The organism is Mycobacterium tuberculosis H37Rv, from assembly GCF_000195955.2.
GTDB classification, from domain to species: domain Bacteria; phylum Actinomycetota; class Actinomycetes; order Mycobacteriales; family Mycobacteriaceae; genus Mycobacterium; species Mycobacterium tuberculosis.
In genome coordinates this window covers 1,190,547-1,215,165 of the sequence record NC_000962.3, presented here as the reverse complement: position 1 = coordinate 1,215,165, position 24,619 = coordinate 1,190,547, and the positions used below count along the sequence as shown (strand labels likewise).

Below are 24,619 nucleotides of genomic sequence, written 5' to 3'. Positions count from 1 at the left end.
TTGAGCGCAGCACGCGTTCGAAATAGAGGCATTTTCAGGCAAAGTGAATTGCAACCGCCAATCGGTCATCGAAGTCGCGCCCGAATTGGGTGATCGTGTAATTGGCCACGTAGCCACCATCCCATTGCGAGGCGACCGCATACGTCGCCGCTATTCCGCCATCGACGCCCGTGGAAGACGCGGTCGCGCTTGCCGTGGTCATGATGGCGCTTGTGCCCCTATCGGCGATGCTCGCTGTGTTGTCGGAATTCGGGTTGGCCGCCGCAGCCGAAGTGCCGCTGTTGCCGGAGCCGCCATTGCCCGTCACCTGACCGGCGACGGCGTTGACGGCGCCCCGCACCTGCCGCGCGATGCTCTGCAGCTGTGACGCATTGGCGGCCTCGGCGCCGGCGAAAGACTCCGCACCCCCCAGTCAAGGTGCGCACAAACAGGGTTTGAAACGCCGCCACCTGCGCGCTGAGGGCGTGATATTCCTCGGCGTTTGCGTTGAACAGCCTAGCGATGGCCGCCAACACTTCATCGCCACCGGCGGCCAGCACTCCGGTTGTCGCGGCGACCGCCGCGGCGTTCGCAACGCTAACCGCCGAGCCAATCCCGTCGATATCCGTTGCCGCCGCCGTCAACGCCGCTGGTGTGGCAATCATGTATGACATCCGCAATCCTTTACCCACATATAACGGTTTTATATATAAATCATCATAAGCACTTCAGACCGATGAATCACGTTCCTATCACGTGATTATCATTGTTTGACAACGGACCCTATAACGGTTTTATCACTGTACAACTAATTTCCATAAAGTCTTTAGAGTTCGACGCGCCCAGCCAATGCATCGAAAACCGATTCAACCGCCAGCCGGGAAGCGTGGATCCCGTCGCTTCGATAGGGCGGCGGAACGTAGGGGATCGACGCGTGTGGCGTACTGTAGTCACGCAGCGCGCGCAGAAGTCGACGTCGCGAAACTCCGCCAGTGGGCCCTCGGTGGCCGGACAAGCGTTGTTCCCCCGAGGTGCGGATCACCAGGTCGGGATCGGGTTGCCCCGAGGTATTCAGGTTTTCGCAGATGGCTTCTACGGCCACCGCGTCGACGAATTCGCGACGGTCGCCGTAGCCCACGCACGGCAAGCTCGTCGGGATCGCACACAGGTTTTCTGTGGACAGCAGGCAGACGGTAACCAGTCCGATGCCATCAAGCGGCTACGGCTGCGCAAGCTGTAGTAGACGCACTCAGACCGGACTGGATTCGCCCGCACGGACGCGGACACCGACGCCTCGCCGCGATCACGGCAGCGGCGCCGAACCTACCCGTTCGCCCCCGGCTCGCCGAACAGCAGCCCGCTGAGGCCGCCGGCACCACCTGACCCGTTCGGCACCCCGGTGCCGCCGGCCCCGCCGTGGCCGCCGTTGCCGATCAGCTGGGCGTCGCCGCCGTGACCACCGGCCGCACCGGCACCGGTGCTGCCTGGGGTGGGGCCGCCGTCGCCGAACAGCCAGGGTCCGGTGGCGCCGTTGCCGCCGACACCACCACCACCACCGGCGCCGTTGAGACCGAAGTTGGTCGGCCCAGGGCTAAAACCGGCTTTTCCGCCATTGCCGCCGTTACCACCGGCACCACCGGCACCACCGGTCCCCAACAGCCACCCGCCGGCGCCGCTGGCGCCGCCGCCATTGCCGCCGGCCCCGCCGGCGCCACCGTCCCCAGCGTCACCGCCCTGACCGCCGGGGGTTGCGACTCCGCCGCGGCCTCCGTCGCCGCCGGCCCCGCCGCCGCCGCCGACTCCACCGGCGCCACCAGTGCCCAACAGCCTGGCGTTGCCGCCAACACCACCGGCCCCACCCATGGCGCCCTCACTGCCCGCCGAGGGGGTGGCGGCGCTGATGCCGCCGAAGCCGCCGGCGGCGCCGGCACCACCGGCCCCACCAGCCCCACCGTCGCCGAACAGCCCGGCGGTGCCGCCGGCACCACCGGCACCGCCGATGCCGACCGAGCCGCTGCCGGGGTTACCGGCGGGGGCGTTGATACCCCCGGCCGAGCCCAAGTTGCCGGCACCGCCACGGCCGGCGGCGCCGCCGTCGCCACCGGAGCCGCCGGCACCACCATTGCCGAACAACCACCCACCGTTGCCTCCGGCCCCACCGTTGCCTCCGGCCCCACCGGCGCCGCCGGCTGCGGCGTCGCCGCCGATCCCGCCGACGCCGCCGTTGCCGGGGTTGCCGAACAGCCCGCCGGCGAGCCCCGGCCCGCCGAAGCCGCCTTCGCCGGAGTCACCGGCGTCGCCACCCGCGCCGCCGAGGCCCCCGACGCCGAACAAGCCGGCACGCCCGCCAGCACCGCCGACACCGCCGACGCCGCCGACGCCGCCGTTGCCGCCGGGGCCGCCACCGGATCCGAATAGGCTAAATACACCGGCGCCGCCGGCGCCGCCCTGACCGCCGGTACCACCGTCCCCGCCGGATCCGGCGGCACCACCGCCGCCATACAGCCACCCACCGGTGCCACCGGCGCCACCGGCGCCACCGGCCCCGCCGGCGCCGCCGTCGCCACCGGAAAGGCCACTTAAGCTACTACTGAAGGTGACGCTCTGAGCACCGAGGCCGGCGCCGCCGCCGGTCCCACCCACCCCGCCGGCACCACCGCCGCCCCACAGCCCGGCGGCACCCCCGGCGCCGCCGACACCACCGGCGCCCCCGGCGCCACCGGCGCCGCCACGGTTGCCTAACCCGCCGGTGCCGCCGGCACCGCCGACACCACCATCCCCACCGGCACCGGCGTCGCCGTACAGCCACCCGCCGGCACCGCCGGCACCGCCGACACCGCCGGCACCGCCGACACCGCCGGCACCGCCGGCACCGATCGTCCCCTCGAAGCCGCCGGCGCCAGCCACGCCGGCACCACCCGCCCCGCCGGCACCCCCGTGGCCCCACAACCCGGCGGGTCCGCCGACACCGCCGGCGCCGCCGGCACCGCCGGCGCCGCCGGGCACGCCGGGCGCTACGCCGAGGCCGCCGGCACCGCCGGCGCCGCCGTTGCCGAATAGCCACCCGCCGGCGCCGCCGTTGCCGCCGGCCGCGCCGGGCCCGCCGCCGCCCCCGAACCCACCGTTGCCGATCAGCCCGGCGGCACCACCGTTGCCGCCGGCCATCCCCACGGTCGTGCTGGTGCCGCCGTTGCCACCGTTGCCGTACAGCAACCCGCCGGGCCCGCCGTCTTGTCCCGGCCCGCCGTTGGCGCCATCACCGATCAGCGGGCGCCCAAAAATCCGCTCGAAGCGAGCGTTGATCGCGGCCAACAGGTCTTGTTCCACGCTCTGCGCCGCCGAGACGTTGACCGCCTCCGCAGCCGCATAAGCCCCGCCGGCACCCGTCAACGCCTGCATGAACTGGGCGTGAAACGCCGACATTTGGGCGCTCACCGCCTGATACGCCTGACCATGCGCCCCAAACAGCGACGCGATTGCCGCGGAAACCTCATCAGCACCCGCGGCCAACACCGCGGTGGTCGGCGCCAACGCCGCGGCGTTGGCCTGCGCCAGTGTCGACCCGATGCCCGCTAGATCCGAAGCGGCCGCCGCCAACACCTCCGGCGCCACGACTACAAACGACATCGCCTTACTCCGATCAGTCCAGCATCGGATGTCCCGCATGGATCAGTCGATGGTATCGCTATCCAGGATCCCAAACACCGGGTTTCACCTGGGCAGATTGCACAGCATGACGAGCCGGCTAATGTGCACTCTGCGCAGGCAGCCGAACAGCGCAACATAGGCGTCCTGCGCCGGATTCACCTGCCGTAGCTGCGATGCCTCGCACTGTAGTCACGCAGCGCGCGTAGAAAATCGACGTGGCGAAACGCCGGCCAGTGCGCCTCGGTGAACCACATCTCCGAGTAGGCGCTTTGCCACAGCAAGAACCCGGACAAGCGTTGCTCGCCGGAGGTGCGTATCACCAAATCGGGGTCGGGTTGGCCTGAGGTGTACAGGTTTTCCGAGATACCCTCGACGGTCACCGCGTCGACGAGTTCCTCCGCGGTGGCCCCGTTGGCGAGTTCCTTGCTCAACAACGCGCGCACAGCGTCGACGATCTCGCGGCGCCCGCCGTAGCCAACAGCAACGTTGACATGAAACGAGGCCACCTCCGGGGTGGATTCCACCGCACCGCGCAGCCGCCGGGCCGGTTCCTCGCCGATCAACCCCAGATCCCCGACCGTCCGCACACTCCAGTGGTTGGCCGGTGCGCAGATCTCTTCCACGACATCGGTGATGATCTCGATGAGTGCTGCAAGCTCGTCGGGATCGCGCTGCAGGTTTTCGGTGGACAGCAGATAGACGGTGGCCAGTTCGATGCCGGCTTCGTGGCACCACCGCAGCATTTCGGCGATCTTGGCCGCACCCATCCGGTAGCCGTAGCTGACGTCGTCGTAGCCCGCGCTGCGCGCCCATCGCCGGTTGCCGTCGCACAGCACGGCTATGTGCCGGGGCAGGTCGGATTTCGAGGCGGCCAAGCCCTGCCGCAGGCGCAGCTCGTAGAGCCGGTACAACGGCTCTTTGAGCCGCGGCGGGATGATCTCCACAGATACCCAGACTACTGTGACCCAGACGTCGAGTCAGATGTCCGCTACCTGGCCCGACTACTGTGTTCGACGACACCCACCGGCAAGCACAAGACGAGGCAACAGGCGAAATGAGCGGCCAGGCCGACACCGCCACCACCGCGGAAGCAAGGACGCCGGCCCACGCTGCCCACCACCTCGTCGAAGGTGTCGCCCGTGTCCTGACCAAACCGCGCTTCCGCGGCTGGATCCACGTGTATTCCGCCGGCACCGCGGTGTTGGCCGGTGCGTCGCTGGTCGCGGTGTCGTGGGCGGTGGGTTCCGCCAAGGCGGGCCTGACGACGCTGGCCTACACCGCGGCCACGATCACCATGTTCACCGTCAGCGCCACTTATCACCGGGTCAATTGGAAATCCGCGACGGCCCGCAACTGGATGAAGCGGGCCGACCACTCGATGATCTTCGTGTTCATCGCCGGCAGCTACACGCCGTTCGCGCTGCTGGCCTTGCCGGCCCACGACGGGCGCGTGGTGTTGTCGATTGTTTGGGGCGGTGCGATCGCCGGAATCTTGCTGAAGATGTGTTGGCCGGCGGCGCCGCGCTCGGTCGGGGTTCCGCTGTACCTGTTGCTGGGTTGGGTGGCGGTCTGGTACACCGCGACGATCCTGCACAACGCCGGGGTGACCGCGTTGGTGTTGCTGTTTGTTGGCGGCGCGTTGTACAGCATCGGCGGCATTCTCTACGCGGTACGCTGGCCCGACCCGTGGCCGACGACGTTCGGCTACCACGAGTTCTTCCACGCCTGCACCGCGGTGGCGGCGATCTGCCACTACATCGCGATGTGGTTCGTGGTGTTCTGACCCGGCACGCCCAGGGCGGTCGCGAGCGTGAAAATTGCGACGCGACACGCCGACACCGCGTCGCGGATTTCACGGTGGACGGGTGCCACCCGAGTCCGCTAGCCGGGTACGCCCAAAGCGGTGGCGAGTTCGGCCGCGCTGGTCACCGGCAGATCGCAGACCCGGCCCCGGCATACGTAGGCGGCGTCGGCGCCGGCCACCCGATCCCGGCCGACCAGCAGCGCCGACGAACCCGCCGCGCCGCCCACGACGATCGCCCCGCCCGGGGCCAGCCGGCGCGCGTCGGCCAGCAGGGACGACCGCGGCAGGTCGCACGCGACGGCGATCTGCAGCGGTCCGCGCACCACCGCCTCGGCGACCGCCAGCCAATGCCCGGCCGACCGCGGCGCCCGAGCCAGCAGCACCGCATGCGCCCGCAGCGTGTCGGCCGCCAGCTGCCAATACCGCTCGGCGCGAGCACCGTCGACCACATGGCCCGCCGTCAGCAGCGCCTCGGCGATCGACGAAGCGCCCGACGGTGTCGCCCCGTCCAGCGGATCGGAGGGCCGCAGCATCAGCCGCTCGGCGTCGTCGGCGGTGTCGAACCAGCGACCGGGGCGCTGCGGGTCGCCGAAATGCGCCACCGCGGTGTCCAGCAATCCGGTAGCCGCCGTCAGCCACGCGCCCTCGGAGGTCAGCTGGTAGAGCGCCAGCAGCCCGGTGGCCAGCATCGCGTGGTCCTCCAGGATGGCGGCGCTGTCGCCGACCACCCCGCCCAGGCTGGCCCGGCGCAGGCGGCCGTCGACGACGTGCAGGTCCAGCAGCCTGGTCGCGCAGCGCCGCGCGGCGTGCGCCAACGCGGGGTCGTCCAGGGCCACGCTGGCTTCGGCCAGCGCGGTGATCGCCAACCCGTTCCAGGACGTGACGACCTTGTCGTCGCGGGCGGGCTGGGCCCGGGCCAGGCGGGCCACCAGCAACGCGGCGCGGACCCGGTCCAGACGCGCCGCGTCGTCGGGGTCGGCGGGCAACTGCAGCACAGACGTCCCGTGCTCGAAGGTGCCGGCCTCGGTCACCCCGAAAACCTCTGCCGCCCAACGGCCGTCGTCGCCGCCGAGCACCTCGGTCAGTTGCACCGGCGTCCAAACGTAGGTCGAACCCTCGCGGCCGTCGGCGTCGGCATCCAGCGACGAGGTGAACATGTCGGCCGGTGCTTTGCTGCCCAACTCGTCGAGCAGAAATCGCGCGGTCTGGGCGGCGACCCGGCGGGCCAACGGATCCCCGGTACGGCGGGCCCAGTGCGCGTAGGCGCGCAGCAGCAGCGCGTTGTCGTACAGCATCTTCTCGAAATGCGGTACCACCCAGGCACCGTCGACGCTGTATCGGGCGAAACCGCCGCCGAGTTGGTCATAGATGCCGCCACGGGCCATGGCGTTTCCAGTGCGTGCGACCGCCTCCAGCGCCGCCGGTGATCGGGTGCGCTCGTAGTGCCGCATTAGCGCTTCCAGCAGTGCCGACGGCGGGAATTTCGGCGCACCGCCAAATCCGCCGTGCGCCGTGTCCTGCTCACGCAGCACTCCTGCCACCGCGTCGTCACACAGCTCCGGCGCCACCTCCGGGCCACCCCCGGGCAGCCCCGAAGCCATCGAGCGCAACTCGGCAGCGATATGGTCAGATGCCTGCTCCACCTCAGCGCGGCGTTCCCGCCAGGTTTCGGATATGGCCGAAAGAAGTTGCAGGAAAGCCGCTTTCGGGTAGTAGGTGCCGCAGAAGAACGGCCGGCCGTTGGGGGTGAGAAAGCATGTCATCGGCCAGCCGCCCTGCCCGGTGAGCGCGACGGTGGCGTTCATGTAGACCGCGTCGATGTCGGGCCGCTCCTCCCGGTCGACCTTGATACAGACGAAGCCCGCGTTCATGGCCGCGGCCACCTCGTCGTCGTCGAATGACTCGTGGGCCATGACGTGACACCAGTGGCAGGCGGCGTAGCCGACGGACAGCAGGATCGGCACCGCGCGCGCGGCCGCCTCCGCCAGTGCCTGCGGCGTCCACTGCTGCCAGTGCACCGGGTTATCAGCGTGCTGGCGCAGGTACGGGCTGGTGGCCAGCGCGAGGGTATTCGTCCCGGACGGATTAGCCGGACTCATGCGGGGGTCCCGGTGGTCGGGCCGGTCCGTCGCGGTCGGTGCCCTCGTCGGCTGCCTGGTCGAGCTCGGGGTGATCCCGGTCGAACGACTTGGGAACTTTCTTCAGTTGCTGGTTCATCGAACGCACCAGAAACAACGTGGCGATCACCAATAGCACGATCACCAGCAACCCCACCGGGCTAGCCTTCCCGAAATCGGGTCCGGTGTTACCGGGCCCGCCCTCAGCAATCACGCTGAGCAGAATCTGGTTCACGGCTCGATCCCGGCGAACAATTCGGTCTCCGGTGGGCGCGCGGGGATACGCGAGCGAGCCAACTCGAATTCCTCGGTCGGCCACAGCCGCTCCTGCCAGGCAAGCGGGGCGGCGAAGAATTCGGCGTTCGGGTCGATCTGGGTGGCATGCGCGCGCAACGCATCGTCGCGTTGGCTGAAGTATTTCGAGCACTCGACCCGGGTGGTCACTCGGCTGGTGAGAAAGTCATGGTCGGGGTCCCAGTACGCCAGCCATTGTTCGAATGGGCCGCGTTGGCCGTGCCGGGCGAACTCATCCTGCAACATCTGCATCCGCTCCCGCAGGAAGCCGTGGACGTAGTACAGCTTGGACACCGTCCACGGCTCACCCGCGTCGGGAAACCGGCAAAAGTCACCGGCCGCCTCGTAGGCAGCCACCGAAACCTGATGGCAGCGAATGTGGTCGGGATGTGGGTAGCCGCCGTTCTCGTCGTAGGTGGTCATCACGTGCGGCCGAAACTCGCGAACCACCCGCACCAGCGCCTCGGTGGACACCTCCAGCGGTACCCGCGCGAAGCAGTCATCAGGCAGCGGTGGCGGTAAATCACCCTTAGGTAGCCCGGAGTCGACGAAGCCCAGCCAGGTGTGCTCGACACCGAGGATCTCGGCCGCCTTGGTCATCTCGTCACGCCGGATCTCGGCGATGCGCCCATGCACGTCCGGCAGGTCCATCGCCGGGTTGAGGATCTCGCCGCGCTCACCACCGGTCAACGTCACCACCAGCACGCGATGACCCTCGTCGGCGTAGCGCGCCAGGGTGGCCGCGCCCTTGCTGGACTCGTCATCGGGGTGGGCGTGCACCGCCATCAACCGCAGTTCGCTCACGTGCCCCCTTGTCCGTCCGCCTGGCTGCCCCCTTAAGCCTATAAGTGACCCTATAATTCCGGTTTGTCGAAGCGTTGCATCCCGCCGGCGTGAACCCAGGCATGACCCACACCCCCATTCCGCGACCAGACGCCCGCTACGGACGCCCGCGACTGTCCCGCCGAGCGCGGCGCCGTGTCGCGATCGCCCTGGGGGTGCTGGTCGCCGCGGCCGGCATCGTCATTGCCGTCATCGGCTACCAACGGATCAGCACCAGCGCCGTCACCGGTTCGCTGGTGGGCTATCGACTGGTCGACGACGAGACGGCATCGGTCACCATCAGCGTGACACGTTCGGACCCGTCCCGACCGGTGGCCTGCATCGTGCGAGTTCGGGCAACAAACGGCAGCGAGACCGGCAGACGTGAGCTGCTAGTCCCACCGTCCGAGGCAACCACCGTGCAGGTGACGACGACCGTGAAATCCTCCCAGCCGCCGGTGATGGCGGACGTATACGGTTGTGGCACCGAAGTGCCCAGCTACCTGCGCCTCCCCTGACCGTGGTGGTAGCATGGATCGATGCACGGTCCTGCCGGGGCCGTGTATTGCTGCATTAACGGCCGTACGCAGAACGGAGCGGCGGCAACCCGGGGTGAGACCCCAAATATTCCCGACAGTGCTGCTGGCAGGGATCCGAAACTTGCCCGACTACGCGGGAACGACAACACGAGGAGCGCGACGAGATGACGGATACTCAAGTCACCTGGTTGACCCAAGAGTCACATGACCGACTCAAAGCAGAGCTCGACCAGCTGATTGCGAATCGCCCGGTCATCGCCGCCGAAATCAACGACCGCCGCGAAGAAGGCGACCTGCGCGAGAACGGCGGATACCACGCCGCCCGCGAGGAGCAGGGCCAGCAGGAGGCCCGCATTCGCCAGCTGCAGGACTTGCTCAGCAACGCAAAGGTTGGCGAGGCACCCAAGCAATCCGGCGTCGCATTACCCGGTTCTGTGGTCAAGGTGTACTACAACGGCGACAAGTCGGACAGCGAAACGTTCCTCATCGCCACCCGCCAGGAGGGCGTCAGCGACGGCAAGCTCGAGGTCTACTCGCCGAATTCACCGCTCGGTGGGGCCCTGATCGACGCCAAGGTCGGCGAGACCCGCAGCTACACGGTGCCCAACGGCAGCACCGTGTCGGTGACCCTAGTCAGCGCCGAGCCGTACCACTCCTAGGTACCCGCGAGCAGACGCAGAAGCCCCCAAACCGGCGGTTTTGGGGTGCTTTCGCGTCTGCTCGCGGTAGTTAACCCAGGGCCTGTTCGAGATCGCCGAGCAGGTCGGCAATGTCTTCGATACCGACCGAAAGCCGCACCAGATCGTCGGGCACCTCCAATTGCGAACCGGCCGTCGACGCATGGGTCATGGCGCTGGGATGTTCGATCAGCGACTCCACCCCACCCAGCGACTCGGCCAGGATGAAGACGCGGGTCTTGGCACACAGGTCCTGCGCCGCACGCCGACCGGCCCGCATCCGCACCGAAACCATGCCGCCGAAGCCGCGCATCTGTCGCGCGGCAATCTCATGCCCGGGATGACTGGGCAAACCCGGATACAACACAGAACTCACCGACGGATGATCAGCGAGGAATTCCGCTACCGCACAGGCATTTTCACTGTGCCGCTGCATCCGCAGCACCAAGGTCTTCAGGCCGCGCATGGTCAGGTAGGCGTCGAATGGTCCGGGCACCGCGCCGGCGCCGTTCTGCAAGAAAGCGAACTCCTCGTCCAGCTCTTCGTCGTTGGTGACCAGCGCACCTCCCACCACGTCGGAATGGCCGCCGATGTACTTGGTAGTCGAGTGCAACACCACATCGGCGCCCAGCCGCAACGGCTGCTGCAACGCGGGTGAGGCAAAGGTATTGTCCACCAATACTTTTGCCGATCTGTCTGTGCCCAGCTCGGCAATGGCCGTGATATCGGCGATCGACAGTAGCGGATTGGTGGGCGTCTCCACCCAAATCAGCCGGGTGCGCGGAGTAATCGCGGCACCCACCGCATCCAGATCGGCAAGCCGCACCGGCGTGTACTGGACATCCCACCGGGTGAACACCTTGTCTATCAACCGGAATGTGCCGCCGTAGGCGTCATCGGGAATGACGACGTGGTCTCCGGGCCGTAACATCGCCCGCAGGGCGCAGTCGGTCGCGGCCATCCCGGAACTGAATGCCCGCGCGAAAGCACCCTCCTCGACTGCCGCCAGCGAGGCCTCCAATGCGGCCCGGGTGGGGTTGCCGGTGCGTGCGTATTCGAAACCGCCACGCAGACCGCCGACGCCGTCTTGGGCGAAGGTGCTGCTGGCGTAGATCGGCACGTTCACCGCCCCGGTCGCCGGATCCGGGCGGTAGCCAGCGTGGATGGCGCGGGTGGCCGGTCCGCTGATTCCCTGGTGTCCCGTGCGGTCTTCGCTCATCGGACGGTCGGGTGGGCAGTGCAGTCCCGGATCAGATCGGCACGCACACCGTCGTCATGATCTTGTCCGCCAACGTTTGCCGTTTAGCGTCCCACAGCGGAAACAGGAACCCGACGAAGCAGATGATCGCGTCGATAAAGTGGGCAAGCTGGCGTACCACCGACATCCCGAAGCCGATTGGTTGCCCGGTGGTCTCGCTGACCACCTTGAACTTCAGCACCGACTTGCCGATGCTCGACCCGATGGTGCCCTGGCGATAGCCGTAGTTCCAGACCAGGTAAGCCAATCCGCCCACCGACAACAACCACTGCACCAACTGGCCGATCATCGACGGCTGGGAAACGCAGAACTGGCCGACGTCGTACTCACTAATGCTGGTGACGCACGACGACGTCTGAGTGACCAGCATGATCACCCAACCGATGCCAACCAGCACTACGTATGGGGCCCAGTCGATGAATGCCGCCAGCACCCGGGTAATCCACGGCGTGTAGGACTCGGTCGGCATCGTACGAATCGCCGGTCCGGGCGGCGGCGGCGCGTAACCGCCGGCCGACGGCGGAGGCGGCGGGTAGGCCCCCCCGCCAGGCGGTGGCGGCGGAGGCGGGTAGCCACTGCCGCTCGAGGGCGGAGGGGGCGGAGCGTAACCACTGCCGCCGGGTGGTGCAGCGGGAGGTGGCTCATGCCCACCGGACGGCCCAGGCGGTGGCGGGGGCGGTGGGTACGACCCGCCGGGGGGCGGCTGTTCGGTCATGGGCACACCTTCCACTGAGGTTCAGCTGAACTAGGGTGAACTAGGCGGGACTACAGTACCTGAGGACCGGATTCACCGGAACGCCCGGCGGTGAGATGAGCCACGGGGCCCAATGGGTCAGTGCCCACGACCTGTGCGGCACTGGCCGCCTGCCGTAATTGTTTGTAGCCGAACTAAATTGCGGCGCGCCTGCCTGCGCGACTACCGCCGTCCCGCCCCCTCCGACAAGAAGCCCAACAAGTCGTACCGGGTAATGACCCCAACCGGCTTGCCTTCCTCCACCACCATCAACGCATCCCAATCACGCAACGCCTTGCCGGCCGCACTGACCAATTCACCGGCGCCTATCATCCGCAGCGGCGGGCTCATGTGTGCCGACACGGCGTCGGCCAACTTGGCGCGGCCCTCGAACACGGCCGAGAGCAGCTCGCGTTCCGAGACGCTACCGGCGACCTCGCCGGCCATCACCGGCGGCTCGGCGCCGACCACCGGCATCTGCGACACCCCGTACTCGCGAAGAATCCCGATGGCGTCGCGCACGGTCTCCGACGGATGGGTGTGCACCAGGGCGGGCAGCGCGCCGGACTTGCGGCGCAACACATCACCGACGGTGGATTGCTCGGTCGACCCGTCAAGGCGGCTGCGCAGGAACCCATAGGACGACATCCACGCGTCGTTGAAGATTTTCGACATGTAGCCCCGGCCGCCGTCGGGCAACAGGACGACGATCAACGCGTCGGGCCCGGCTTCCTCGGCGACCTTGAGCGCGGCAACCACCGCCATCCCGCACGACCCGCCGACCAACATCGCCTCTTCGCGGGCCAGCCGCCTGGTCATGTCGAACGAGTCGGAGTCGGACACCGCGATGATCTCGTCGGGCACGCTCGGGTCATAGGCCGCCGGCCAGAAATCCTCGCCGACCCCCTCGACCAGATACGGTCGGCCGGCACCGCCCGAATAGACCGATCCCTCCGGGTCGGCGCCGACGATGCGTACTCGGCCCCCGGACACCTCTTTGAGGTACCGGCCAGCGCCGGTGATGGTACCGCCGGTGCCGATGCCAGCCACGAAATGGGTGACCTTGCCCTCGGTATCGGCCCAGATTTCCGGGCCGGTGGTCACATAATGGCTTGCCGGTCCCTCCGGGTTGGCGTACTGGTCGGGCTTCCAGGCACCGTCGATATCACGGACCAACCGGTCCGACACACTGTAGTAGCTGGCCGGATCGTGCGGCGGGACCGCCGTCGGGCACACCACGACCTCGGCGCCGTAGGCGATCAACACATTGCGTTTATCCTCACTGACCTTGTCCGGGCAGACGAACACGCACTTGTAGCCGCGGCGCTGAGCGACCAACGCCAGACCAACGCCGGTATTGCCGGACGTGGGTTCGACGATGGTGCCACCCGGCTTCAGCTGACCGCTGGCCTCGGCGGCTTCGATCATCTTCACCGCGATCCGATCCTTGGAGCTGCCGCCAGGGTTGAGATACTCGACCTTTGCGGCCACGGTTCCGGCGCCGTCGGGTACCACGGAGTTCAGCCGAACCAGTGGGGTACCACCAATGAGTTCACTGATATGTTGCGCGATCCGCATGCGTTCATCGTCTCAGGCGCCTGCCGGCCAGGCACACGCGCTCCGTCGGCATCCCGCTACCCGGTGGCCTCGCGGATGTACTCCCCGATCTGACGCAACGAGCGGATCGCCTCGGGCAGCATCGACGCCGCAACCTGAAAGTCGTGGACCTGGCCCGGCCATACCCGGACCTCGGCCGGCACCCCGGCCGCCGCCAGTTTGGCCGCCGCCAACTGAGCGTCGTGCAGCAATACCTCGGAGCCCGACACGTGAATCAGTGTCCGCGGCAGCCCCGGTGTGATGTGCTCCAAGGGCTCATAGAGCTCTTCGGGTTCGCCGTCTACCTGGTTCCTCGCTGCTGCGCTAGCAACCAATGCGTCAAGCGCATCGAACGCCCTTGCCGGGAACATCGCATCGGTTTTGATGTTGGGATGCGCCTGCTTGTGTTCCTTTGCTAGCTGCAGCAGTGGCGAGATCGCGACTAGAGCCGCCGGCTCCTCCCCCACTTCCTGTAGCCGCTGCGCGAGAGCGAGCGCAAGATACCCGCCCGCGGAATCGCCCGCTAGCACGATCTGCTCCGGCTCATAGCCCAACAGCCTCAGCCACCGGTAGCCGTCGTGACAGTCGTCGAGCGCCATCCCGATCGAGTGCTTGGGAATCAACCGATAGTCGACCACCAGAACAGGCGAGTCAGCGAACTTAGAGAGCAACTCGACGAGTCGTCCATGCGAGTTTGCTCCACACGTCAGAAACGCGCCGCCGTGCAGGTACAGGACGGCGCGTCGAGTGCCGTCCGCCGGCAACACACCCGACGCCCGAACCAGTTGGGCGGACGCATTAGGCAGGCTCACCGCGGCCCTTACGGTCGTTGACGCTGGGAGCAGAACCCGGGCAGCCTGGTCGATGACACCCCACGGCCAGGGCGCATGCGGAAGATAGCTACCGACCGCTAGCACCGGCCGGACCGCCACTCGTGACGCCAGCGCAGCTAATCGCGCAACAAGACTTGGACCAGACTCGACGACCTCCACCGGGGCGCCGTCGCTGATCGCAAACTTGCGTGCCTCGAGTCTACGTGCCTTCAACACGTCGCGCGGCGAAATGACAACTCTGGGTGAGCCGGATACCTTACTGGGTGCAGTCATGCCCAACACTTCCTACGCCGTTGTAGTCCGATACAGCATGTGACGAAGCGGCTGAGCCTCTGGCTCAGCCAACCCCGCGAACTTAGCTTGACAGTCTTTTTTAGGTGCCACAGCCAAAGAGTCTGATTCGATACCACATTTGGTCCACACCGTGACGGGTTTGTTCGTCAGCTATCCACGAAATCGGCACAACCGTCCTAAACTGATCCCGTGAGCATGCGCGTGCCACGGCGTTCCACGATCGCTTTGGCCACCGCGGGTGCACTCGCCTCGACGGGCACGGCCTATCTGGGCGCACGCAACCTGCTGGTCGGTCAGGCGACCCACGCGCGCACGGTAATTCCCAAATCCTTCGACGCACCGCCCCGCGCCGACGGCGTATACACCCGCGGCGGTGGGCCCGTGCAACGGTGGCGACGCGAAGTGCCCTTCGACGTGCACCTGATGATCTTTGGTGACTCGACGGCGACGGGATACGGCTGCGCTAGCGCTGAGGAAGTACCGGGCGTGTTGATCGCCCGCGGACTCGCCGAGCAGACCGGCAAGCGGATCCGGCTGAGCACCAAAGCCATCGTCGGCGCCACCTCGAAAGGCGTCTGCGGTCAAGTCGATGCGATGTTCGTGGTCGGTCCGCCGCCGGATGCGGCGGTAATCATGATTGGCGCCAACGACATAACGGCACTCAACGGCATTGGCCCCTCTGCGCAACGGCTGGCCGACTGCGTACGCAGGTTGCGCACCCGCGGAGCGGTAGTGGTGGTCGGCACTTGCCCCGACCTCGGCGTCATTACCGCCATCCCGCAGCCGCTGCGCGCGCTAGCGCACACCCGTGGTGTGCGGCTGGCCCGCGCCCAAACGGCAGCCGTCAAGGCGGCCGGTGGGGTGCCGGTGCCGCTAGGACATCTACTGGCTCCCAAATTCCGGGCAATGCCCGAGCTGATGTTCTCCGCCGACCGCTACCACCCGTCGGCGCCCGCGTACGCCCTGGCGGCCGATCTGTTGTTCCTTGCGCTGCGCGATGCGCTGACCGAAAAGCTCGATATCCCAATTCATGAAACGCCGTCCCGGCCTGGAACGGCCACCCTCGAGCCGGGCCACACGCGACACAGCATGATGTCGCGGCTGCGGCGGCCCCGGCCGGCCCGGGCCGTGCCGACCGGTGGGTAGCGACTACATTTGACCTAAACTTCACCACGTCTTGTCCATGCCGGGAGCCGTCATGCCAGAAGCTGTCATCGTCTCGACTGCCCGCTCGCCGATTGGCCGGGCCATGAAAGGATCGCTGGTCGGCATGCGGCCCGACGACCTGGCCGTCCAGATGGTGCGCGCCGCGCTCGACAAGGTTCCGGCACTGAACCCCCATCAGATCGACGACCTCATGATGGGCTGTGGCCTGCCAGGCGGTGAGTCCGGTTTCAACATCGCCCGTGTCGTCGCCGTCGCGCTCGGCTATGACTTCCTGCCGGGCACCACGGTCAACCGGTACTGTTCGTCGTCGCTGCAGACCACCCGGATGGCCTTCCACGCGATCAAGGCCGGTGAGGGCGACGCGTTCATCTCCGCGGGCGTGGAAACCGTCTCCCGGTTCGCCAAGGGAAACTCCGACTCCTGGCCGGACACCAAGAACCCGCTGTTCGACGGGGCTCAGGAACGTTCGGCCGCGGCAGCCGCCGGCGCCGACGAATGGCACGATCCCCGCACCGATCAGAAGCTGCCGGACATCTATATTGCGATGGGCCAGACCGCGGAAAACGTCGCCATCATGACCGGCATCAGCCGCGAAGAACAGGACCGCTGGGGCGTGCGCAGCCAGAACCGGGCCGAAGAGGCGATCAAGAACGGGTTCTTCGAACGAGAAATCACGCCGGTCACCCTTCCGGACGGCACCACGGTCAGCACCGACGACGGCCCGCGACCGGGTACCACCTACGAAAAGGTCAGCGAGCTCAAGCCGGCTTTCCGGCCGAATGGCACCGTGACCGCGGGGAATGCCTGTCCGCTCAACGACGGGGCCGCCGCGGTGGTGATCACCAGCGACACCAAGGCCAAGGAATTAGGCTTGACACCGCTGGCGCGCATTGTGTCCACCGGGGTCAGCGGGCTGTCCCCGGAGATCATGGGCTTAGGGCCGATCGAGGCGTCCAAGAAGGCGCTGGAAAGAGCCGGGATGGCGATCACCGACATCGACCTGGTCGAGATCAACGAGGCCTTCGCGGTGCAGGTCCTGGGCTCGGCGCGCGAGCTGGGCATCGACGAGGACAAGCTCAACATCTCAGGTGGCGCGATCGCCCTAGGTCACCCGTTCGGTATGACGGGCGCGCGCATCACCACCACGCTGTTGAACAACCTGCAGACCTACGACAAGACGTTCGGTCTGGAAACCATGTGTGTCGGTGGCGGCCAGGGCATGGCGATGGTGATCGAGCGCCTCGCGTGAGCGAGGCGCTCGAGTGCGTTGACTCTGCGTCCACCACGCAAAAGTGCGAGTAGGACACGTGGTGGGCGCAGAGTCAACGTCGTGATGTCAACGTGTCCCAAGCCTGCCGAACCCGGCGGACGACGTCGGGTCCCTTGTGGTCTGCCAGCACCCTGATGTGAGTCCAGCCGGCGCGCCGGATGTATTCCAGGCGTTCGACGTCTTTGACGAACTGGTCTCGGCTGAGACGGTGTTGCTCGCCGTCGTACTCGACCGCGAGCATGATGTCCTCCCATCCCATGTCGAGGAAATACTTTGGATGCCCGTAGACGCCGAGCAAGGGGATCTGAGTGGACGGCCGTGGAAAGCCGGCGTTTATCAGCAAGAGCCGCAGCCACGTCTCCTTCGGCGACTGCGCACCTGGGTCGACGAGATCCAGCGCCTTGTCTAGTTGACGCAGCCCGCGAGTATGGGGGTGCTTCCTCGCGAGCTCCCTAACATCGTTGATCTTGAAATCGGTGGCATTGGCAAGCGCATCCAGTCTGGTTATCGCCTGACCTAAGGGTGGACGCCTGCCCAAGTCGAAGGCCGTACGTTCAACGGTAGTCACAGTAAGCCCGCACAAGCGCTGGACTTCGCCGTCGAGCAGTAGCTCATCCTTAGTCCGCACCCCGTTCGGCGCCCTGGCGTTGCGCCAGATCAACTCCACCAATGCGTGGTCATCGACCCATTTCGCGCCGTGCAGCGCTGATGCCGAAGCGCCGGCGATCACCCCTTTGCGGCCCGACCACAGCCAGGCCGCGATAACGCGTTGCCGCAGGGAGGGCTTCAGCCGCTTGTCCAGATAGACGTTGGGCATGATCGCGGTGTAGTACTTGCCCAGCTCATGCCAGCTGATGAGTCCCGCCGCCAACGCCTCGCTGCCGATGAACGGCTGCGCCCCCATCTCCCGCATGCGGGCATGGTGTCAGCACCCACCGACACAGCCGTTGATCCTGCGTCTACCACGCAAAAGTGCGAGTGGTCAGCCTGGTGGACGCAGAATCAACGGCCAACGAGCGCTACTCATTCTGTAGATAACTGAGCAGGCGCAGGATCTCGATGTACAACCAGACCAGCGTTACGGTCAGGCCTAACGCGACGCCCCATGCCGCCTTCTCCGGTGCTCCCGCGCGAATCATCTGATCAGCCGCATCGAAGTCGATCAGGAAGCTGAACGCCGCGATGCCGATGCACACCAGCGAGAAGATGATCCCCAGCGGTCCGGGGCTGCGTAAGCCCAAGCCTTCACCGCCGCCGACATTGAACATCGCCAGCACGAGGTTGCCGAGCATCAAGACCAGCACGCCGAACAGCGCAGCGACCACCATTCGGGTGAACTTGGGGGTGACCCGGATGGCCCCTGTCTTGTAGACGACGAGCATGCCGAAGAACACACCCATCGTCCCTAAGATGGCCTCCCCGATCAGCACCCCAGCATTCGCGGACGCCACCGTGAAGTTAGCCAAGACGAACGAGATGGCACCCAGGAACAGGCCCTCGAGCGCCGCGTAGCTGAGCACGATCGCCGGGTTGTCCTGCTTGCGGCCGAAGGTGGCCACCAGCACCAGCGCCAAACCACCCAAAGCCCCCACCAAGGTCAGCGGCATGGCCAGTGCGACGTTCGACGCAACCAGGAAGTAGGAGACGACGGCGGTGCCCGCCAACATAGCCAGCGTCAGGCCCGTCTTGGTCACGACATCGTCGATGGTCAGCGGGCGGGTGGCCTTTGCTTCCCGATAGGGCGCCAGGTAGGGATCGGCTGGGAATCCCTGCTGGGCGGTGCCAGTTCCGAATTGCGCGTATCCGCCCCGCTGCTTAGGCAACGAACGAAATACCGGGTTGCTTGTCTCCCGCACCGTCGGATCCTCTCTTGATGGCTATGGCTACGAGCTGTGCGAACATCCGCTCAACGATCAGTAGTAGGCCCGGGTTCCCGGCCAGCGTTGTCATCCGGGTACACGATAAACCTTAGCCCCCGCGGGCACCGCTGGGCGAGCCACGATCTAGATTGCTGGTCAAACTCTTCAGGGGAGGCGAGGCCCGTGACCGGCGAATCGCATGAGGTCCTGACAAACGTCGAGGGCGGTGTCGGATTCGTGACGCTCAACCGCCCCAAGGCGATCAACTCACTGAACCAAACCATGGTCGACCTGCTGGCCACAGTGCTCATGAGCTGGGAGCATGAGGACGCGGTGCACGCGGTGGTGCTCTCCGGAGCCGGCGAACGCGGACTTTGCGCCGGCGGGGACGTGGTGGCCGTCTACCACAGTGCCCGCAAGGACGGGGTCGAGGCGCGGCGGTTCTGGCGCCACGAGTATCTGCTCAACGCCCTGATCGGCCGGTTCGCCAAGCCCTACGTGGCGTTGATGGACGGCATCGTAATGGGCGGCGGCGTCGGCGTCAGCGCACACGCGAACACCCGGGTGGTTACCGATACCTCCAAGGTCGCGATGCCCGAAGTGGGCATCGGGTTCATCCCCGACGTCGGCGGGGTGTATTTGCTGTCGCGTGCACCCGGCGCGCTGGGTCTGCACGCCGCCCTGACTGGAGCGCCGTTTTCCGGCGCCGACGCCATCGCGCTGGGATTCGCCGACCACTTCGTGCCACACGGCGACCTCGATGCGTTCACGCAGAAGATCGTCACCGGCGGCGTGGAGAGCGCATTGGCCGCCCACGCCGTCGAACCTCCACCGAGCACGCTTGCCGCCCAACGTGATTGGATCGACGAATGCTATGCCGGCGACAGCGTCGCCGACATCGTTGCGGCGCTGCGGAAACAGGGCGGCGAACCAGCCGTAAATGCTTCCGACCTGATTGCCAGCCGCTCCCCCATCGCGCTGTCGGTGACGTTGCAGGCAGTGCGTCGCGCCGCCAAACTCGACACGCTAGAAGACGTGTTGATCCAGGACTATCGGGTGTCATCGGCGTCGCTGCGCTCGCATGACCTGGTGGAGGGCATCCGCGCGCAGTTGATCGACAAGGATCGCAACCCGAACTGGTCGCCGGCAACCCTGGACGCGATCACGGCGGCCGACATCGAAGCCTATTTCGAACCGGTCGACGATGACTTGAGTTTCTAGAGAGGTAGCGCATGACGTACGAAACCATCCTGGTCGAGCGCGATCAGCGAGTTGGCATTATCACGCTGAACCGTCCCCAGGCACTGAACGCGCTCAACAGCCAGGTGATGAACGAGGTCACCAGCGCTGCAACCGAACTGGACGATGACCCGGACATTGGGGCGATCATCATCACCGGTTCGGCCAAAGCGTTTGCCGCCGGAGCCGACATCAAAGAAATGGCCGACCTGACGTTCGCCGACGCGTTCACCGCCGACTTCTTCGCCACCTGGGGCAAGCTGGCCGCCGTGCGCACCCCGACGATCGCCGCGGTGGCGGGATACGCGCTCGGCGGTGGCTGCGAGCTGGCGATGATGTGCGACGTGCTGATCGCCGCCGACACCGCGAAGTTCGGACAGCCCGAGATAAAGCTGGGCGTGCTGCCAGGCATGGGCGGCTCCCAGCGGCTGACCCGGGCTATCGGCAAGGCTAAGGCGATGGACCTCATCCTGACCGGGCGCACCATGGACGCCGCCGAGGCCGAGCGCAGCGGTCTGGTTTCACGGGTGGTGCCGGCCGACGACTTGCTGACCGAAGCCAGGGCCACTGCCACGACCATTTCGCAGATGTCGGCCTCGGCGGCCCGGATGGCCAAGGAGGCCGTCAACCGGGCTTTCGAATCCAGTTTGTCCGAGGGGCTGCTCTACGAACGCCGGCTTTTCCATTCGGCTTTCGCGACCGAAGACCAATCCGAAGGTATGGCAGCGTTCATCGAGAAACGCGCTCCCCAGTTCACCCACCGATGACGGAACCGGCTGCAGCGACGACCACCAACGCCAGCGACGAACCAGCTACCGGCGCTGAGCAGGCGGTCGACACCGCAGCAACTCCACAAACCCCTGAACCGCAACCGATCCGCAGCACTTGGTGGATTCGCCACTACACATTCACCGGCACCGCGATGGGCCTCGTTTTCGTGTGGTTCTCGATGACGCCGTCGCTGCTGCCGCGTGGTCCGCTGTTTCAGGGACTGGTCAGCGGAATCTGCGGCGCCTTCGGATACGGCTTGGGAGTCTTCGCCGTCTGGCTGGTCCGCTACATGCGCTCGCACAATTCCAGCCCGCCGCCACCACGCTGGGCGTGGCCGCCGCTGATCGCAGTCGGCGCGGTCGGCATGGTGGGTATGGCAGTGCAGTTTCATGTCTGGCAAGACGATGTGCGCGACCTAATGGGTGTCGAGCACCTGCGGTGGTACGACTACCCGCTGGCCGCCGCATTGTCGCTGGTCGTGCTGTTCACGCTGGTCGAAATCGGCCAGTTCATCCGATGGCTGTTCCGTTTTCTGGTGGGACAGGTCGATCGCATTGCGCCATTCCGAGTTTCGGCGGCCATTGTGGTGGTGCTGCTCGTGGTGCTGACCATCACACTGCTCAACGGTGTGGTGCTCAAGTTCGCGATGAATTCCATGAACAGCACGTTCGCTGCGGTCAACAATGAGATGAATCCGGATTCGGCACCGCCGAAAACCCCGCTGCGATCGGGTGGCCCGGGATCGCTGGTGTCGTGGGAGTCGCTGGGCCATCAGGGCCGAATTTTCGTCCACAGCGGTCCCACCATCGCCGACCTCACCGCGTTCAACGGCACCCCGGCCGTCGAGCCGATCCGAACCTATGCGGGGTTGAACTCGGCGGACGGCATCATGGCCACCGCGGAGCTGGCGGCGCGCGAGCTAGCGCGCACCGGTGGCTTGCGCCGCGCCGTTGTGGCAGTGGCCACGAGCACCGGAACCGGTTGGATCAACGAGGCGGAAGCCTCCGCGCTGGAGTACATGTACAACGGCGATACCGCGATCGTGAGCATGCAGTATTCGTTCTTGCCGAGCTGGCTGTCTTTCCTGGTGGACAAGGAGAATGCCCGGCACGCCGGCGAGGCGCTGTTCGAGGCGGTCGACAAGCTGATCCGTCAACTGCCCGAGTCGCAGCGCCCGAAGCTGGTCGTGTTCGGCGAGAGCCTGGGATCGTTCGGCGGTGAAGCGCCGTTCATGAACCTCAACAACATCCTCGCCCGCACCGACGGCGCGTTGTTCAGCGGACCGACGTTCAACAACACCGTTTGGAACTCCTTGACTGCGAACCGCGATGCCGGATCACCGCAGTGGCTGCCCATCTACGACGACGGCCGCAACGTGCGTTTCGTGGCCCGCGCACGCGACCTGCAACGCCCTGATGCGCCGTGGGGCAGACCGCGGGTGGTGTATCTGCAGCATGCCTCTGATCCGATCGCCTGGTGGACTCCCCGCCTGCTGTTTCGGGAGCCGGACTGGCTGCGGGAGCAACGGGGCTACGACGTCCTTCCCCAGACACGCTGGATCCCGGTGGTGACGTTCGTCCAGGTTTCGGCCGATATGGCGGTGGCTACGCATGTGCCGGACGGGCATGGTCACCGCTACGTCGCCACCGTGGCCGACGGCTGGGCCGCGGTGCTCTCGCCGCCCGGCTGGACACAGCAGAAGACGGAGCGGCTGCAGCCATTGCTGCACGCCAACGCCAAGCCCTTCGGCTCGTAGGGCGGGCAGCGGGTCGGCCGGTTTGGCGTGCGCCGTCGGCGTGGCGGCTAGCCCGAGCCCATATCGATGGACGACAAGACGGTGTTTGTCTAGGTGTTAGACATCATCAGCAAATAAAAACGGGAAATGTAAAGCTATTGGACACAGTCGACGTCATGAAACGGTACGAACATTCCCCTGGAAGACAAATCGGTGCTGCCATACCGCTCGACGACGACGCCCATCGTGCGACCAATAAAAATGTCTTGGGGAAAGATTTGTCGAACACTCTGCATTTCCGTTCCGGGCGTGCTTAGACTCGCGCCATCACGTTGACTCCGGTCCCGATATCCGTCGCCCGGCGATGAGGGAGATGCGCGAAATGTCCTACATGATTGCGGTGCCAGACATGCTCAGCTCGGCGGCTGGGGATTTGGCCAGCATCGGATCGTCGATCAATGCCTCAACGAGGGCGGCCGCGGCCGCGACGACGAGGTTGTTGCCGGCCGCCGCCGACGAAGTGTCGGCCCACATTGCGGCACTGTTTAGCGGACATGGCGAGGGCTATCAGGCGATCGCCCGGCAGATGGCAGCGTTTCATGACCAGTTCACGCTGGCCCTGACGTCAAGTGCGGGCGCGTATGCCAGCGCCGAGGCGACCAACGTCGAACAGCAGGTGCTGGGTTTGATCAACGCGCCCACCCAGGCGCTGTTGGGGCGTCCGCTGATCGGCAACGGCGCCGATGGGACCGCGGCCAATCCCAACGGTGGCGCCGGTGGGTTGTTGTACGGCAACGGCGGCAACGGGTTTTCCCAAACCACCGCCGGGCTCACCGGGGGTACCGGCGGGTCGGCCGGGTTGATCGGCAACGGCGGCAACGGAGGGGCCGGCGGAGCCGGCGCCAACGGCGGCGCGGGCGGCAACGGCGGCTGGCTCTACGGCAGCGGCGGCAATGGCGGCGCCGGCGGCGCCGGCCCCGCCGGAGCCATCGGCGCGCCGGGCGTCGCGGGTGGTGCCGGCGGGGCCGGGGGAACGGCCGGATTGTTCGGCAACGGCGGTGCCGGCGGTGCCGGCGGAGCGGGCGGCGCCGGCGGCCGCGGTGGCGACGGCGGGTCGGCCGGCTGGCTGTCCGGCAACGGCGGCGACGCCGGCACCGGCGGCGGCGGCGGCAACGCCGGCAACGGCGGCAACGGCGGGTCAGCCGGCTGGCTGTCGGGCAACGGCGGCACCGGCGGAGGCGGCGGCACCGCCGGCGCCGGCGGCCAAGGCGGCAACGGCAACAGCGGTATTGATCCCGGTAACGGCGGCCAGGGCGCAGACACCGGCAACGCCGGCAACGGCGGCCACGGCGGATCGGCCGCCAAGCTGTTCGGCGACGGCGGCGCCGGCGGCGCCGGTGGGATGGGCAGCACCGGCGGCACCGGCGGTGGCGGCGGCTTCGGCGGCGGCACCGGCGGCAACGGTGGCAACGGCCACGCGGGCGGTGCCGGCGGTAGCGGCGGCACCGCCGGCCTGCTCGGCAGCGGAGGCAGCGGCGGCACCGGCGGCGACGGCGGCAACGGCGGTCTGGGCGCCGGCAGCGGCGCCAAAGGCAACGGCGGCAACGGTGGCGACGGCGGCAAGGGCGGCGACGCCCAGTTGATCGGTAACGGCGGTAACGGCGGCAACGGTGGCAAAGGCGGCACCGGCCTGATGCCCGGAATCAACGGCACTGGAGGCGCCGGCGGTAGTCGCGGGCAGATCTCCGGCAACCCCGGCACGCCCGGGCAATAAACCCGCACGGCCAGATCCGGTGTGACGACGTATCACACAACGACGAGTGGCTTATGTCCAAGTATTTGACGTCGCCGGGTGGCGCGAAAGATCACCCAATGAATGTCAACACATTTGACATTTCAGATCCCCAAATTGATCATCGAAGCACGGGGCATCGCCGCCCACCCAGATCTCACCTCGAAAACGTAGCCGGATCGCACGAGCAAT

21 protein-coding genes are annotated in these 24,619 nt (G+C 66.9%); 9 read left to right on the top strand and 12 right to left on the bottom strand.

What is annotated here, in order from left to right:
• Positions 1 to 218 precede the first annotated feature (218 nt).
• The 3 genes from PE9 to Rv1086 all read right to left on the bottom strand — a co-directional run bounded on the left by PE9 (position 219) and on the right by Rv1086 (position 4,571).
• The gene (gene PE9 / locus Rv1088) at positions 219 to 653 is read right to left on the bottom strand and encodes a PE family protein PE9 (RefSeq protein ID YP_177784.1); all 435 of its coding nucleotides are present in this window, start codon (positions 651 to 653) and stop codon (positions 219 to 221) included.
• 649 nt (positions 654 to 1,302) lie between these two features.
• Positions 1,303 to 3,606, bottom strand: a complete 2,304-nt coding sequence (gene PE_PGRS21, locus Rv1087) for a PE-PGRS family protein PE_PGRS21 (protein YP_177783.1) — start codon at positions 3,604 to 3,606, stop codon at positions 1,303 to 1,305.
• A 176-nt stretch (positions 3,607 to 3,782) separates the two neighbouring features.
• Positions 3,783 to 4,571, bottom strand: a complete 789-nt coding sequence (locus Rv1086) for a (2Z,6E)-farnesyl diphosphate synthase (protein ID NP_215602.1) — start codon at positions 4,569 to 4,571, stop codon at positions 3,783 to 3,785.
• A 110-nt stretch (positions 4,572 to 4,681) separates the two neighbouring features.
• Here Rv1086 and Rv1085c point away from each other — a divergent pair, with 110 nt between their 5' ends.
• The gene (locus tag Rv1085c; RefSeq protein NP_215601.1) at positions 4,682 to 5,410 is read left to right on the top strand and encodes a hemolysin-like protein; all 729 of its coding nucleotides are present in this window, start codon (positions 4,682 to 4,684) and stop codon (positions 5,408 to 5,410) included.
• A 98-nt stretch (positions 5,411 to 5,508) separates the two neighbouring features.
• On the opposite strand, the gene Rv1084 is transcribed toward Rv1085c, so the two are convergent.
• Genes Rv1084 through mca form a run of 3 tightly spaced genes read right to left on the bottom strand, consistent with a single transcriptional unit; the run spans position 5,509 to position 8,646 of the window.
• Positions 5,509 to 7,530 carry a hypothetical protein gene (locus tag Rv1084; RefSeq protein NP_215600.1) on the bottom strand — a complete coding sequence of 674 codons (2,022 nt, stop codon included), beginning with the start codon at positions 7,528 to 7,530 and terminating at the stop codon, positions 5,509 to 5,511.
• Positions 7,517 to 7,783 (bottom strand): hypothetical protein, encoded by a 267-nt coding sequence (locus Rv1083; protein ID NP_215599.1) that lies wholly within the window; start codon positions 7,781 to 7,783, stop codon positions 7,517 to 7,519. Before Rv1083 ends, Rv1084 begins: the two co-directional genes overlap by 14 nt.
• Complete coding sequence (mca, locus tag Rv1082; protein NP_215598.1) at positions 7,780 to 8,646, bottom strand: mycothiol S-conjugate amidase; 867 nt, start codon at positions 8,644 to 8,646, stop codon at positions 7,780 to 7,782. The genes Rv1083 and mca overlap by 4 nt, the downstream gene beginning before the upstream one ends.
• Positions 8,647 to 8,747: 101 nt before the next feature.
• Here mca and Rv1081c point away from each other — a divergent pair, with 101 nt between their 5' ends.
• Positions 8,748 to 9,182 carry a membrane protein gene (locus tag Rv1081c; protein ID NP_215597.1) on the top strand — a complete coding sequence of 145 codons (435 nt, stop codon included), beginning with the start codon at positions 8,748 to 8,750 and terminating at the stop codon, positions 9,180 to 9,182.
• A 185-nt stretch (positions 9,183 to 9,367) separates the two neighbouring features.
• Positions 9,368 to 9,862 carry a transcription elongation factor GreA gene (greA, locus tag Rv1080c; RefSeq protein ID NP_215596.1) on the top strand — a complete coding sequence of 165 codons (495 nt, stop codon included), beginning with the start codon at positions 9,368 to 9,370 and terminating at the stop codon, positions 9,860 to 9,862.
• A gap of 70 nt (positions 9,863 to 9,932) precedes the next feature.
• Here the strand turns inward: greA and metB are convergent, their stop codons facing one another.
• The 4 genes from metB to lipU form a co-directional block, all read right to left on the bottom strand.
• Positions 9,933 to 11,099 (bottom strand): cystathionine gamma-synthase, encoded by a 1,167-nt coding sequence (gene metB / locus Rv1079; protein ID NP_215595.1) that lies wholly within the window; start codon positions 11,097 to 11,099, stop codon positions 9,933 to 9,935.
• Positions 11,100 to 11,130: 31 nt separating this feature from the next.
• Entirely contained in the window at positions 11,131 to 11,853 is a 723-nt protein-coding gene (locus Rv1078) for a hypothetical protein (protein ID NP_215594.1), read from the bottom strand.
• 201 nt (positions 11,854 to 12,054) lie between these two features.
• Positions 12,055 to 13,449 carry a cystathionine beta-synthase gene (gene cbs, locus Rv1077; protein YP_177782.1) on the bottom strand — a complete coding sequence of 465 codons (1,395 nt, stop codon included), beginning with the start codon at positions 13,447 to 13,449 and terminating at the stop codon, positions 12,055 to 12,057.
• Between the two features lie 56 nt (positions 13,450 to 13,505).
• Positions 13,506 to 14,399 (bottom strand): lipase LipU, encoded by an 894-nt coding sequence (lipU, locus tag Rv1076; protein ID NP_215592.1) that lies wholly within the window; start codon positions 14,397 to 14,399, stop codon positions 13,506 to 13,508.
• A 396-nt stretch (positions 14,400 to 14,795) separates the two neighbouring features.
• Between lipU and Rv1075c the strand changes: the two genes are divergently transcribed.
• Together Rv1075c and fadA3 are read left to right on the top strand one after the other, a co-directional pair.
• The gene (locus Rv1075c) at positions 14,796 to 15,740 is read left to right on the top strand and encodes a hypothetical protein (RefSeq protein ID NP_215591.1); all 945 of its coding nucleotides are present in this window, start codon (positions 14,796 to 14,798) and stop codon (positions 15,738 to 15,740) included.
• Between the two features lie 52 nt (positions 15,741 to 15,792).
• Entirely contained in the window at positions 15,793 to 17,010 is a 1,218-nt protein-coding gene (fadA3, locus tag Rv1074c; protein NP_215590.1) for a beta-ketoacyl CoA thiolase FadA, read from the top strand.
• A 73-nt stretch (positions 17,011 to 17,083) separates the two neighbouring features.
• Here fadA3 and Rv1073 read toward each other — a convergent pair whose 3' ends face one another.
• Both Rv1073 and Rv1072 read right to left on the bottom strand, forming a co-directional pair.
• Positions 17,084 to 17,935, bottom strand: a complete 852-nt coding sequence (locus Rv1073) for a hypothetical protein (protein ID NP_215589.1) — start codon at positions 17,933 to 17,935, stop codon at positions 17,084 to 17,086.
• Positions 17,936 to 18,050: 115 nt separating this feature from the next.
• Entirely contained in the window at positions 18,051 to 18,887 is an 837-nt protein-coding gene (locus Rv1072) for a transmembrane protein (RefSeq protein NP_215588.1), read from the bottom strand.
• Between the two features lie 186 nt (positions 18,888 to 19,073).
• Here Rv1072 and echA9 point away from each other — a divergent pair, with 186 nt between their 5' ends.
• The 4 genes from echA9 to PE_PGRS20 all read left to right on the top strand — a co-directional run bounded on the left by echA9 (position 19,074) and on the right by PE_PGRS20 (position 24,409).
• The gene (gene echA9 / locus Rv1071c) at positions 19,074 to 20,111 is read left to right on the top strand and encodes an enoyl-CoA hydratase EchA9 (RefSeq protein NP_215587.1); all 1,038 of its coding nucleotides are present in this window, start codon (positions 19,074 to 19,076) and stop codon (positions 20,109 to 20,111) included.
• An 11-nt stretch (positions 20,112 to 20,122) separates the two neighbouring features.
• Positions 20,123 to 20,896, top strand: coding sequence for an enoyl-CoA hydratase EchA8 (echA8, locus tag Rv1070c; RefSeq protein ID NP_215586.1), 774 nt, complete (start codon positions 20,123 to 20,125; stop codon positions 20,894 to 20,896).
• Complete coding sequence (locus tag Rv1069c) at positions 20,893 to 22,656, top strand: hypothetical protein (protein ID NP_215585.1); 1,764 nt, start codon at positions 20,893 to 20,895, stop codon at positions 22,654 to 22,656. The genes echA8 and Rv1069c overlap by 4 nt, the downstream gene beginning before the upstream one ends.
• A gap of 361 nt (positions 22,657 to 23,017) precedes the next feature.
• Complete coding sequence (gene PE_PGRS20, locus Rv1068c) at positions 23,018 to 24,409, top strand: PE-PGRS family protein PE_PGRS20 (protein ID YP_177781.1); 1,392 nt, start codon at positions 23,018 to 23,020, stop codon at positions 24,407 to 24,409.
• The last annotated feature ends 210 nt before the right edge of the window (positions 24,410 to 24,619 follow it).

What these genes read in the sequence shown, in the direction of transcription:
- PE9 (YP_177784.1), bottom strand. Translation starts at nt 653, where the DNA reads ATGTCATACATGATTGCCACACCAGCGGCGTTGACGGCGGCGGCAACG.
- PE_PGRS21 (YP_177783.1), bottom strand. Translation starts at nt 3,606, where the DNA reads ATGTCGTTTGTAGTCGTGGCGCCGGAGGTGTTGGCGGCGGCCGCTTCG.
- Rv1085c (NP_215601.1), top strand. Translation starts at nt 4,682, where the DNA reads ATGAGCGGCCAGGCCGACACCGCCACCACCGCGGAAGCAAGGACGCCG.
- Rv1084 (NP_215600.1), bottom strand. Translation starts at nt 7,530, where the DNA reads ATGAGTCCGGCTAATCCGTCCGGGACGAATACCCTCGCGCTGGCCACC.
- Rv1081c (NP_215597.1), top strand. Translation starts at nt 8,748, where the DNA reads ATGACCCACACCCCCATTCCGCGACCAGACGCCCGCTACGGACGCCCG.
- greA (NP_215596.1), top strand. Translation starts at nt 9,368, where the DNA reads ATGACGGATACTCAAGTCACCTGGTTGACCCAAGAGTCACATGACCGA.
- metB (NP_215595.1), bottom strand. Translation starts at nt 11,099, where the DNA reads ATGAGCGAAGACCGCACGGGACACCAGGGAATCAGCGGACCGGCCACC.
- Rv1078 (NP_215594.1), bottom strand. Translation starts at nt 11,853, where the DNA reads ATGACCGAACAGCCGCCCCCCGGCGGGTCGTACCCACCGCCCCCGCCA.
- cbs (YP_177782.1), bottom strand. Translation starts at nt 13,449, where the DNA reads ATGCGGATCGCGCAACATATCAGTGAACTCATTGGTGGTACCCCACTG.
- fadA3 (NP_215590.1), top strand. Translation starts at nt 15,793, where the DNA reads ATGCCAGAAGCTGTCATCGTCTCGACTGCCCGCTCGCCGATTGGCCGG.
- Rv1073 (NP_215589.1), bottom strand. Translation starts at nt 17,935, where the DNA reads ATGGGGGCGCAGCCGTTCATCGGCAGCGAGGCGTTGGCGGCGGGACTC.
- echA8 (NP_215586.1), top strand. Translation starts at nt 20,123, where the DNA reads ATGACGTACGAAACCATCCTGGTCGAGCGCGATCAGCGAGTTGGCATT.
- Rv1069c (NP_215585.1), top strand. Translation starts at nt 20,893, where the DNA reads ATGACGGAACCGGCTGCAGCGACGACCACCAACGCCAGCGACGAACCA.
- PE_PGRS20 (YP_177781.1), top strand. Translation starts at nt 23,018, where the DNA reads ATGTCCTACATGATTGCGGTGCCAGACATGCTCAGCTCGGCGGCTGGG.